Origin of the sequence: Thalassoroseus pseudoceratinae (assembly GCF_011634775.1) — a bacterium.
GTDB lineage: Bacteria > Planctomycetota > Planctomycetia > Planctomycetales > Planctomycetaceae > Thalassoroseus > Thalassoroseus pseudoceratinae.
This window is the reverse complement of record NZ_JAALXT010000007.1, coordinates 260,331-273,048: the sequence shown is the minus strand read 5'-3', so window position 1 is coordinate 273,048 and position 12,718 is coordinate 260,331. Positions and strand designations below refer to the sequence as shown.

Below are 12,718 nucleotides of genomic sequence, written 5' to 3'. Positions count from 1 at the left end.
AAAGAAACCAGCCGACCGGCAAGACTGTCGATCGGCTGGCTGTTCTCTGACTTCGATGCCGTGCGGTTTCGATCACTCGGTGGCGAGTCGTTCTTTCAGAACCTTGAACAAGTCCGCCGCCGATCGTGGTTGGAAGTCTCCGATTCGCGGCAGACTCTTGTCGAGATCGACTTCGACGACCGGCCGGTCTTCGTTTTCCCCCGGAACCATGACACCTGCATCGCGTCCCTTGCGGAGATCGAGCAAGAAGACCTTGTCGAACTGGGCAAGCAGTTCCTGGGTTTTGTCGAGATCGGTGACGGTTTTGTACCAACCGGGGACCGCGTCGATTTTATAACGGTTGTTCTTGGCTTCTTCGGTGAGCGGCAGCGGATTGAGCTCGTTGTAGATAATGCCAGCCGCCCAGACGAGTTGGCGGGTCGCATCGTAATCGAGTTGCTCGTCGGCTCCCTTCTCGGCGATTTCCTTCAAAGCCATTTTGGCATCGGCCGGTGTCGGCGGATTCTTTTCCATCGCTTTGGCTTGCTGGAACAACCAATTGGAAAGGTTTCTCGCCGCCACATCAATTTGGCTGGCTTCACCGAATGGCTGTCGATCGACCGCTTCATCGACGGCTTTCCGCAATCGTTCGTACTCGTCGAGATCGGCCCCAGAGAGTTTCAACGCGATATCGGAGAGAGCGGTCGGCCATTCATGGAGTCGCGGACGTCCCGGCGTGCGGACCGGTGGGCGTGTCAACCGCCAACCACGTTCCTGTAAATCGTGATGGCAAGCGTAGCAAGCGAAGTTCGCAAGTTCCGGCCATTCCGGTTTCGGCACGGCACACTCGGCCTCTTTGTTGGCCAAGTCCGCATTGAGTTTCATGTACTCCGCCAAGCTCGCGACCGAACCAATCAACACATCCTGGGTTTGGTTGAGTTCGGGCGAGATGAATTCGCCTTTGTCACCAGCCTTTTCTTCAAACTCCGTTCGAATCATTTCTGATTTTTCTTCGAACTCACGCCAGTGCCGCGGCTCTTGGTGGATGAATGTTGATGTTTCAAAACCCGGAAGTGGTGGATGACCAGCGGCGTACATCTCGTGAGTGACGACTTTGCCTTCGGCAACATTCCCAAGATGACAAGACAGGCAAATCCGGGTCTTGGAAACCGGCGATCGGACATCCCAATAGCTATAATCTTTCTCTTTCTCGGCGGCGGGTTTAAATCGCCACTCTTCGGCATCGACGTGGATACCGGCCCAACCCTCGTGGGTTCCACCGATGACGGTCCCAGCCGGCCCGTGGCAGCTTTCGCAGTTGACGCCGAATGTGACGCGATCGTCGTCCATCATACTGTCAGCAACAAGCCATTCGTGACCCAGAATTTTCTGATCGGCAGCTTGTCGTTCGTCCGATTTTTTCGCGGCCAGCATCTGCTCGGCTGGCATCCCGACGTGACACGTTAGGCAACGGACGTCGCGGTGAATTTGTGAATTGCCATCGGAATCCACGACGCCCAAGATCTTCGCCATCTGTTTGGAGCGTTCGTTAAGCAGCACGGTGTAGGCTTGCGTATGCTTGTCGTTGGCCCCCCAGATGATTAACTCGTCTCCTCGAATCCAGCCGTCATTTCGTAGTCCCCGAAGTCGCGTTTGCAAGAATGATGGCAAATTCGCTGAGGTTGTCGGACGAACATCCCCTTGTTCGCTGTTATGACACTGAGCGCATCGTCCGCGGATGATGCCGATGAACTCATGCGGATTCTCGGTACGCCAATCACTGACAACCGCTGCCGATTCTGTGGTCGCTGGTCCACTCAGTGTGGGTTGAGCGCTGACGGGGGACGTCCAACTGACCGCAAGGCAGACCGCTGCGGAGGCAGCGACTAGATAATTTCGGAATCGTTTCTGAAGCATAGTCTTCTCACTTGATGCGGAACCAAATGCGGCGTTAGTCGGCGATTGCTTGCGATAGCTCTTTGAGTTGCTGGAGGATCACATCGACGCGATCCTGTGTTCGTTGTTCAAAGGTTCGAGGGCTGTCGTACGGATTGGGAAATTTCAGTTGTTCTCGGATGGTGCGGAATCGCTTGAAGTTGTCGTGGTCGGCGGGAATCGGTCGGGCGATGCGACCGTTGGCGTCCATCATGCCTTGGTAAGCCGCCACCGCAGCCAAATACACTTGTGAAGCCGCGTCCCAACTGTTGTCAGCGATGGTCTGGCCTTCATTGGTGGAGGCTTTCAACAGCTGATCGATCATCTCGGTGGACATCGGCTGGGAATTGATTTGATGACCGAGTTCCGCAAGGGAACGCCGAATCGGAGCGGATAGTTTCAACACGTCTTCCCGATTCGGTGACGGTTTCCCCATTTCCGCCCGCAGTTGTTCAAACGCGCCAGATTCCGCGAACAAGTCGCTGGCGTTCGTGCCATGGGTGACGAGTGGCAACGCGGCGAATTGCCAAGTTCCGTATGGGAAATGTCCTGGTTTGAGATCGTAACCGCGATCCTTTTGCCGCCATGCGGACGGTTGCAAGTCGTGATGGCAGGCGTAGCAACCGTACTCCGTGAATTCCGGCCAAACACCATTTTTGTCGGCAGCTCGGGTTTCCAAAAGCTCCAGCGATTTTTCCGCTGCCGCGACTTGGCCGAGTGCCCACAACTTCGCGAAGTACGCTGAGTGAACGTTTTCCGCCGAGGTATTCGGATTGCTGACCGCGTGCCGACGACGATCGTCATTCGGATTCCAGTGCGGAGGCAACACCGAACTGAACGCCGCCATTTCGAAGTTCAAACGTGGATGTCCGCCCGCCATGATATCGTGATTGACTTCCCGATCCGCCGCACCGACGTGGCATTCGGCACACATTTTCGAGCGGGTGTAAAGGTCGTCGGTATTCACGAAACCGAGCGACGATTTTTGCTCGGGTGAGAGAAACTTCCAGTCCCACCGTTTGTGAGGATCGAGCCATTTCTCGGCGGCACCGTGACAACCTTCGCAGCTCACACCATCACGCAGCGAAAACTTGTGTCCCGCCGCGAGTTGCGAGCGATCGGACGCGGCTGCATGGCAATCGAGGCAAATCTTCGCTTCCCAAGCCGGCACACCTTCGAGGTCGGCGTACCGTTTGGATCGAGCAAGATACTCCATGATGCGGGCCGAAGTTTCATTCCGCAGCACCGCGTAGGCATTGGCGTGCGGATCTTTCTGCACCCAAATGCTGTGTTCGCTGCCGACCGTTTCCTTCAGGGCATCGCCACCGTGACAGTTCGCCGCCGAACAGCCGGACGCCCCGATGTACTTGAACTCCGTCTTGTGGGCATCGGCATGCCAATCGGGAAGCACATCAGGTTGGGGGGCTTGGACGGGAGCGTCGGCCACGAGCGTGGCTAGTTGAATCGGAGCATCGGGTTCAACCCCATATCCGCGACTGACTGCCAAAGCCAGACCGACTGCCGCCAGCGGTAACAAGGCAAGTTGCCATCTGATTATCAATCGGTTCATGGGGAGTCTCCGTCGGTCCTTATGCGCAGCGATGCACCAATCTTTAATCTTATTTCGTGTCCGTTTGCATCGTTGCGTTGGTCTTCTTTGCGGGATCGGCGGTCAAATCGAAAGTTAGCTGGCCGTTGAAGTCCTCTTTTCCGTGATCGTGATAAGTATGGCATTCGACACAATTGGAGCGGGCACCCACAAGTCGTTTCCCTGAATCGATTTGGACGGAGGTGTTCCGTCCGACGTGGCACTTCGCACACGAAGCTTTCGCGGGCATCAGAACATCGCCGGTGCTGTGGCTCTTCCACACGGGCTCGCCACTGATCAGATCCGCATGACACTCCGTGCAACTCAGCATTCGATGGTTGTTGTGTTGGAAGCGACTGTGGGCATACCAACGCTCCGGAATGTTCGGCGAAACGATTTCGGGCGTGGTTTCACCTTGGTCGGACGTGGTTTTGACATCGTGACAGAACGCACACGCTCCGTTTTCTTTAAAGAGCACCTTCTGGCCCTTCATGCGGGCAATTTCGTTCTCGACAAAATCTTGCGGATAGAATTCGCGTTCATCCAGACGGATTTGCTCCCGAACCGCCTCCGCGAGTTTCGTGTTGAGCGTGACCGGAAAATCTTCCCCGGGAAAACCCTGCCGAAGATCGGCCAGCGGATCGAACTTCGTGTCTTTGGGCTCGGCTCCGCGATTCGACACCCGCAGCGAATACAGGTCCGCCAAGAACCCTCGCACGATCTCCGGCGACTCGTGCGGCACTGTGACTGCAAATTCTTCTTCGATTTCGTCGTCGGACGACTTCTTGATGACCTTCTCCGCGTCGAACGTGAGCGGATGACACTGGGCACAATGCTGTTCGTAAACGATCGGCTTCATGTAACGGCCGGCTTCGTCCGCTTGATGGCAGTCTGCACAAGACTGCGGATACGCCAGCAGTTCTCCGGCGTTCTCACCCTTGCGGCGTTTGATGGCCTCGCCTTCGTCTCCGGTCAGGGGTTCGCCGTTCTCGTTGAACATACCCTTGAGATGGGCTTGGTGATTGAAGCGAATGCGGGCGGTGTCCTGCCAACGGGCTGGTTCACCATCTCGGCTGAAAAAGTCGACGACCCGATGGGCATGGTGGATCGGTTCTCCATCGGCGTCACGGGCCGGTTCGACGGCCTTGTCCATCGCGATCAGTTGTTCGATCCGAAACGCGGGGTGTCCGTCGGGCTTGCTGAAGTCGGTGATCATTTCCGAGAAATGCGGTGGGCCGTCGGTCGTGTGCACCACCAGATCGGTGTGACAGCGGGTGCAGTGGCTATCTGCAATCGAGGCCAACGAGATGTCCCCTTCGTGCTCCCGATGACACGTGGCACAGGACAGTTCGTTTGTCCCGTCACCGTGCATTGGATGCTGGTTGGAATGGTGGACCGTACCGGTATGACAAATTTCACAGTTAGCGTTGCTGACGGAGTGAATTTCGTCGTTCAGTCCCAACAAACGTCGCAGTGGTGCCCACGTGCCTTCCGTATGATTGGCGGAAACCAAATTCGATCCGGTCAGCAGATCGTTCGACAAGCTATGGCATTTCGCGCAGTCGTTCTCGAACATGGCGTGAGCCGTCGAAACGTCACCGCCTTGGTAGATGGCTGTTTCGCCTTTGGCGGTGGTGTAGCCGAGCCAAGCCAGCGAAACCAACACCGCTGCCAACGCAGACCACCAGGCCGCTCGTTTGATTGGGTTAGGGCGTTTGTGGAACTCAATCTCGACCCGTCCGGAGAGTTCGCGGCTCGATCGATGGGCACTCATTGCTGGGAGTCAATTCCTAAAAGTCGGACTGTCGGAGCGGCATGGAAACCGTGGAAAACCGTTAGAACGGCGGCACAACTCGCAACGCCACGATGATGTGAACAATGACCAGGACAAACAACGCCATCGAAATGGGGATGTGCAAAATCAGCCAAGTGTGCATCGACTTGTGGATTCGCGACAGCGTGCGAAACTGACGCCGTTCGGTCGCGAAGCCTTCCAACTCACCCAGCACACCGTGCAATTCGCCGGGAAGTTCCGCCCGCAGTTGATTGAACATGCGAGACGTGCTTTGCTCGGTTTGAAACTCCGGAAACCGTCGGGAACGCATCCGGAAATCCAAGAACGGCCGCAACCGAGACAAGTAGAATTTCTTGAGATGCTCGGAACGGACGATCGGACCTTTTTGTTTGGGTGGGGCGACGAATCCGCGAATCTGAATCGACTGTCCGGCCGCTGCATTCGCAGTTGCGGCGGCGGGTTTCTTGGCTGTCGGCTTTGGTTTGGCGGCGGCTCCGCCTTTGGCTTTGACGGCCGCTCGCATTTGCTCGATCTTCGACATCGCCTTTTTCACTGGCGGCGGTGCGTTTTCCCCGGTGGCTTTGGCAGCTTGCTGCCGGACGATCTCAAGAGGGGACAACCGTTTCTTCGACTTCGTCGGTGCCGGTTTTTCCGGTTCGTCATTGGTAGGAATCGGTGATTCGTCCAAATCCCAAGACAGCGATTCGCGTCGCTTGCTGGCGGCGGATCGGCGTTCCTCTTCGATTCTGGCAATCTCAGTGGTTTGGTTTGACTCGAAGACTCCGACCACGCCCGCGGTCATCAAGACTTCTTCTTCCTCGGGTTCTTTTTCGACAGGCTCTTTGAGGATGAATTTCTTCTGACACATCGGGCAGCGGGCTTTTCGCCCCAACAGGGACCGATTCGGGATCAGAAGTTGATAATCGCATTCCGGGTTTCGGCAAGGAACATGCAGCGATTCGTCAGCAGCTTCTTCCTCTTCGGCGTCAAACGACTCACCCTGCGCCGCCAGACGGGCAAGATTTCCCATCTCCTCGGCGGTGAAGTTGAGCGTCGCCATCTGCCCAGGGTCCGCCGTGGACATTCTTGGAGCCGGTGTCGAATCGTTGTCTCTGTTCTTCGCAGCTGCCTGTTCGCGTGCCAGCTCGAGCGGTGATTTCTTTTTGGCGGGAGCTTCGTCCGCTTCGGTCTTCTTCTTGATCTGTTCTCGGGCGAGTTCAAGCGGTGACTTTTTCTTCGTCGGGGCGTCTCCGCCTTCAGCTTTCTTTTGAGCCTGTTCTCGCGCAAGTTCCAGTGGCGACTTTTTCTTCGCCGGTGCTTCTTCGCCTTCGGTTTTCTTCTTGGCTTGCTCACGTGCGAGTTCGAGCGGTGATTTCTTTTTGGCCGGTGCGTCTCCGCCTTCGGCTTTCTTTTGGGCTTGTTCTCGGGCAAGTTCGAGTGGCGATTTTTTCTTGGCCGGGGCATCGCCTCCGGCTTTCGCGGCTGCTTGTTCTCGTGCTAATTCGAGCGGTGATTTTTTCTTGGCGGGCTTGTCTGTATCGCCAGACTTCTTGGCCGCTTGCTGCCGAGCCGCTTCCAGGGGTGAGACTTTCTTCTTCGGACTCGCATCTGCCCCGCCACCAGCGGCGGCCTTTTTCGCTTTCATTTGTTCCAGCGGACTCGGGCCTTTTTTTCCGGCTGGTTTGGCTTTGGCGGGTGGTTTGAAGTCGAGACCCTCGTAGATCTCCGCCATCATTTTGGGGAAGTTATCTTCCTTGTTGATCCATCCATTCTGTTTCGATGTCTTCCCAAGATCGACGAACAACCCTCGCCAATTCTGATCGACTTGATCCGGCCAATTCGGAAGTTCGTCTTTGGAGGCTTCCGCTCCGAATTTGGCGAGTTTTTCGAACTCTGGGTAGAAGTCGTCTTCACGGACATCGAGTTTGCCGCACAACTTCGCAACCGCTTGGTCGGCCAGGAACTGCATCCGTCGACACTGATACGGAAGCTGTGCGGTGAATGTTTCGTAGGGCACGCGACTGGTGAGCAAACGCGGGAGGAAGTGTTGCAAGGCGACGCCGACAAAGCCGCTGACGACCACGATGCCGAAGGTGATCCACAGAATGTTTTCGAGCAGTCCGCCCCAACCGAAACCGGCGTGAAACAGAATGAGCGGGAAACTCAGCGTACCGAGCCACAAATGCCCTTTGAGCCAGAACTTCGCACTGCCCAACCGCCAATGCGGAACGCGTTTTCGACCGGCAAGCAAACCGGCGAAGACCATCATCAATGTACCGATGATGCCGTAAATCAGACCGGCGACACTCCCGCCGTGGGCACCGTTGGGACTGGACGACGCATAGATGACGTACGTCACCGTGGCGACGAGAAGAATTCCCGCCGAAATGTACGCCCAACCGCGATGGTCCTTCCACTGAATCAACATTCAATTGTCCTCAAGATCATGCCCGGCTATCGGTGGCCGGCTTCATGAAGAACGTTTGCGCATGGACTCGAATTGCGGCATCGTGCGGACACGCATACACGCACGACGGTTTCTGACCGGGTACGTTGCTGCACAGATCACACACAACCGCCTGTTCGCCGACGGATTTAAACGTTGTTTCCTCGCCCAGAATGGCCTTCTGTTCCGCCGAAAGTTGGATCGGATTGCGGAGTTCGTTCATTTGAATCGAACCATAGGGGCATTGCTCGGCACACATTCGGCAACCAATGCACCAATCCCGAATCACAATCTCGCCGTTTGAGCCTCGGTTAATCGAACCAACGGGGCAACCGATCATGCACACCGGATCGAGACACTTCCGACAGGTGATCGGCACCAAGTAGTTTTCGTATCGTGGGCCGTCCAAATACAGCCGCGTGCGACCGTCGTCATGAGCCGACACGCATGCTTCCACACAGGCATTACAGCGGGTGCATTTTTCCAGGTCGATCAGCATGAGCTTTTGACCCTGCACCAAACCGAGTTGGTCAAACTCACGACTTTGCGGGATGGTTCCCGCTTCGTCGAAATCACCAACGGTTGCTTGAGCGCTCTGTTCCCGGCGGATGATCTCTTCTTGAATCCGCTCGTGCATCACGGGAGATTCATTGCGGATTTGTTCGATCAGGTCCCGGCGAATGCGAATGAGTTCCACCCGTGACGGAATCGCTCCCATTCGACCATCGGGAATGCGTTGTTGATAACCGCTGTCGGGGTGGTCATACGCAATGCACGTGGCTCCGCAAGGTTGATTCCGGAAGACCGCCATCTCGCCGAAGAAATCGCCCCGCCCGAGGTAGGCCAATGTTCGTCGCGGACCGGCGGATTCCAACCGCATCGGCACGCCTTTGGGGAAGATGTGTTCCAAGAACGCCCGGTGAAAGGTGCGATATTCCAACTCCGACCACTTCTTTGTGTCGCGAGGATACTCAGCGATCGTGGTTTCGAGTGCCGGCCCGTGAACAACTTCGAGAACTTCCTTCCGCGTTTTTCCGAGCTTCGTGTAGATCTTCGAGTTGCGGACAAGATCGTTGAGTGTTTTGCGGGCTTCCGCTTGTTGTTCGGTTGTCAGCGATTTCGCTTGAATCGCCTTTTGAATCTCTGGCGAAAACTTCTTGAATACCGCTTCACGCAAATCGACGACATCGCTGGATTTCTCCGCCAATTCGTCGGCGAGGCTTTTCCAATGATCGGAGGTAAACTCATCTGGTTGGAACGCGTACCAGGCGTTCTTGATGACCTTCACCAAACCGCTACGGATGATGTAAAACGAATCGGAATCGGCCCGCTCTTCGAGGATGGTAGCTCCGGATTCGTATTCGACCAGTTCGATGCCTTCTTTGAGCCGAGCGAATTGCTCGTCGGTCATTTCATCGAAAATGGACAACCGCCGCACGTGGGTTTCCAGCACGCGTTTGCGATAGCTGTCATCCATGCGTTTCTTGTAGGCTGGGTCTTTGTGGAGCATGTCCAGCACATTGCGGAGCATCTCCAGCATGTAGCAGTCGCGGTCGGCGACCACCGTTGCGGACCGGGGAGCCCGGTTCATGCAACTCATTTCGCCCATCAACTCGCCTTCGTGGAGCGGCCCCCGAAGGGTTTGCGAGTTGATGTCTGTTGGTGCGTCGATCGGAATGAACTTCGGAATCGACTGCCGCAACCGACTCCCGCCACCTTTCAAAGCCGCCTTGAGTCGATGAAGCAAACCGCGTTTGGGTTGGTCTGGCTCGAAGTTGACCAACAGGTGAGCCGTTGCGGTCTGACGCTGTGGACCATCCTCGTTCTCGACCGGTGGCAGTTCTTCCAGGCGACTTTTGAGCAATGTGATCTCGTCGACGATTTCCTGTCGTCGGCGTTCCAACTCGCGTGGGGTCATCCGGAGAAAATACGGATGCAATTCGAGTTCCGTGCCCTGCTCCGCCTGGGCGCGGATGGTGGTGTCGATCGACTCCAGTTGTTTCTCACGCAGCGCGATGACGTCTTCGGTGGTCAGAATGTAGTATGCAGTCGCCCCAGCTTGCCCTTGTTCACAGATGATGCGTCCCTGCGGGCAGAACCGAAGCGCGGTTGTGCTGGGGAAGCGACGAAAATCGGGGCCGCCCTTTTTCATCGCCGTGAATAGCGAGAGTGTATTGAGTTCGTCCGCCGTCAGCAGTTCGTCGCCGTCTTGCAGCGGCTCGGTTACTTCCTGCAACGCCGCCGGTAACATGCTCTGCTGAGCCACGATAGAAACTCCGTTCTAGGGCGTTCGTTTGAATGTCAAATTGGGCCGATTGAGTTGCATCGACGGCTCACAGATCGTGTCCGTCTTTGATGTTAAGAGCGACCGTCAGTGTACCCGACCCATCAAAAGTCGCAAGAGTCAAACCAACTTTGTCCACTGTTTCCGCAAGGTCTCAATTCGTTTGCGGTTGGCGCCGAGATCGGAATGCCCCAGTCGTGAGGCGGAGCGAACTTGAATGACGCCCGCCGCTTCGTCGATCAAAAATTCCACATCGTCCACGAAACGGAGCAGTCGGGTTGTGAATTCGACCCGGATGTAGCGATCGGTGCGTTCGATGATTTCGGCATCGCTGCGGTCTTCCAGCACACGTACGAGCTGGGCAAGCGATTCGTCCACCGAACCCAACAGCGGCAGCGGGTCGATGTGGTGTTGCTTGTCCTCCGGCGTGGCGTAAGAACACACACAGTTCGGCGAAGACGGACACGGTTTGAGGCGTCCGTCGTGCACGCCGAGTTCAGGACGTTTCCCGGTGAATAAGCCCATCGTCGAATATACTCCCTGCGAGAACGAAACCGCAGGAAGTTGTAGCATTCGTCGTGTGCCATTGGCAACAAGCTGTCGCTCAGCACAGCTCACAGAGCCGTGGCACACTTTCGACGGTATTTTGACGCGGCGGCGGTTACTCGGTGGCGGTGATTTGTTCGGGGTTGTCGAGCAATTCTTGCGGGAACTCCTCGGGCCAATCTCCTTGAAGAATTGCATTCCGCATGCGGACGGAAGATTTCGTGCGGTTTCGGTAGATGCCGAATTGCAGGTCGCCGGTGAAATCCAAACCGCGTTGATAGATGGTTTCGTTGTTCAGCGAGAGCGTGATGCGATCGTTCTTTCGTTCAAGGCGGACCGTGTTCCAGTCATCTTCTTTCAATGGCAGCGGACGCGGGCCTCGACGGTTGAACGGTTCGAGCAAGGCGTTGTCTTCGGCGAGGCCGGTCCATTCGTACGGTCCGGCGGTTAACCAGTGAACGCGAACACCACGCGGTTCCAAAAGAAACGCCATCCGACCCAACACAGGGTGAGCTTCGAACTGGTCGGCTTGATAGAAGAATTCGTACGTCACGGATTCGCCATCCAACAACGGACGGTGGTAACGAATCACGCTTTGCGATCCGAGTGAGCCCGCGTCTTCGGTTTGAGTCGCTTCGAGAACGCCGCCGGTCATCCGCCAATCGGCTGGTGGTTCTTCAACGTCTTCCGACGGAGCAAAGTGCGGTTGCGATTCCTCATAGAATGACGTTTGCCAACCGCGAAGCGTGTCCCCTTGCAGCATCTCCACCTGACGTGGGATCTCGGGTTTTCCCCGAAAACGGAAGTTGCGAAAGACCGGTCGTTTGTTCGCGAAACTTCTCAGCCCTAACCACGGACTCGCCTCAGTCGCGACGGAGTCCGTCCATACGGGATGCAAGTTCGCGAGGAATTGCGGACCGGATTGCGATCGCCGAATTGTCACGCGGTTGAATGTCGGTGTGGATTCATGTCGGGTGAAATGGTTGGGCTGTCGCGTTAGTTGCCACTGGTCGGCATTCCAGACGTTCAAAATGTTCTCTCGTCCAATCGCCTCGAATTGCAAACCGCCATACACCAGACCGCCATCGGTGCCAATATCGCCGCCCTCTTGCGTTTCACAGGTGAACTCAAATCGACCGGTCAGCGGATACTTGAAGAACAGCACATCGCTACCGGTTCCGGCGAGGTGCATGATGTGTTCCTCATGGGTCAACCAAACGCTCGGTGCACCACCGAACGCGTTTGTGACTGCCGTTGCCCCGGAAACCGGCACCCAGTATTTGAGCCGATTCTGAAAGAGAACTTCCGGTTCGGACACACCACGGTGATGCTGCACCGCGACCGCATGTGCCAACCGATGAAATGGTCGGGAATCTGTTGCGTTCGGTGAAAACGCGAGCGGTTTGAGTGAACGCTCGGCGAACTCATGAAGCTCGTCGTGCTGAAGTGCCGCGAGTGCGATGGCCACCTGCGTCGATACGGTTTCGGACTGAAGAAGTTGCTCCCATTGCGTTTTCAATGGCTCGGCATTTACCCGATTGTCCGCGAGCTTCGCCAGCAACGCCATCGGTTTCGCACCGGGAATGTTTTCGTCGGCGAGTTCATCGAGCGTTAATTGCAGACGGCTGAGTTGCCCAAGTTCGTCCGCCGTTCTCGCGAGCATCCACCCTGTGCAAAACAGACCTGGTAGACCATTCATCTGTGGGACGGCGAATGTTTCGTCGCGGGCCCGTTCGCCGATCTCACGGGCAAAATCTTTCGGCGGTGCCGATTGCGGAACGGTAAGCGTGACTAATCGCACGCTGTTCCGTGATTCGGTCGGCAACGTCCATTTCAGGAGGACATCGTAACGCTCTTGCTCGTCGAGTTGCGCAAGTTCGCGGGCTAATCCCCCCAACACCGCGGGCAAGACCGAGACACCATCGAGAGTGGCAACATCCGACGAATCGACCAGTTCACCAAACGCGTCCAACGCCGGTTCGATGTCGTCTTGTCGAAGCTGCGTGAGAATAGCCTGCGATTGCGTCCGCACGACGGCTTGAGCATCGTCGGATTCCTGTGCGGGCAACCGTTGAGAATTCACAAAACCGACGGCAAAGACCAGACCGGTCAGCAGCAAAAATACGGGTGACTTCATCGACTCGG

At 56.3% G+C, this 12,718-nt stretch carries 7 protein-coding genes; all 7 read right to left on the bottom strand.

Features of this window, described 5'->3' with window-relative positions; all coding sequences use genetic code 11:
* Positions 1-72: 72 nt before the first annotated feature.
* The 7 genes from G6R38_RS23560 to G6R38_RS23530 all read right to left on the bottom strand — a co-directional run bounded on the left by G6R38_RS23560 (position 73) and on the right by G6R38_RS23530 (position 12,710).
* Positions 73-1,896, bottom strand: coding sequence for a hypothetical protein (locus tag G6R38_RS23560; protein WP_166831240.1), 1,824 nt, complete (start codon positions 1,894-1,896; stop codon positions 73-75).
* Positions 1,897-1,930: 34 nt separating this feature from the next.
* Positions 1,931-3,484 carry a multiheme c-type cytochrome gene (locus G6R38_RS23555; protein WP_166831239.1) on the bottom strand — a complete coding sequence of 518 codons (1,554 nt, stop codon included), beginning with the start codon at positions 3,482-3,484 and terminating at the stop codon, positions 1,931-1,933.
* 49 nt (positions 3,485-3,533) lie between these two features.
* On the bottom strand, positions 3,534-5,276 hold the full coding sequence (locus tag G6R38_RS23550) for a cytochrome c3 family protein (protein WP_166831238.1): 1,743 nt from the start codon (positions 5,274-5,276) through the stop codon (positions 3,534-3,536).
* 61 nt (positions 5,277-5,337) lie between these two features.
* Positions 5,338-7,725 (bottom strand): hypothetical protein, encoded by a 2,388-nt coding sequence (locus G6R38_RS23545; protein WP_166831237.1) that lies wholly within the window; start codon positions 7,723-7,725, stop codon positions 5,338-5,340.
* Between the two features lie 16 nt (positions 7,726-7,741).
* Complete coding sequence (locus tag G6R38_RS23540; protein ID WP_166831236.1) at positions 7,742-10,009, bottom strand: 4Fe-4S binding protein; 2,268 nt, start codon at positions 10,007-10,009, stop codon at positions 7,742-7,744.
* 138 nt (positions 10,010-10,147) lie between these two features.
* Positions 10,148-10,552 (bottom strand): DUF1499 domain-containing protein, encoded by a 405-nt coding sequence (locus G6R38_RS23535; protein ID WP_166831235.1) that lies wholly within the window; start codon positions 10,550-10,552, stop codon positions 10,148-10,150.
* Between the two features lie 136 nt (positions 10,553-10,688).
* Positions 10,689-12,710: a DUF1583 domain-containing protein gene (locus G6R38_RS23530; protein ID WP_166831234.1), complete on the bottom strand. Its 2,022-nt coding sequence runs from the start codon at positions 12,708-12,710 to the stop codon at positions 10,689-10,691.
* Positions 12,711-12,718 lie beyond the last annotated feature (8 nt).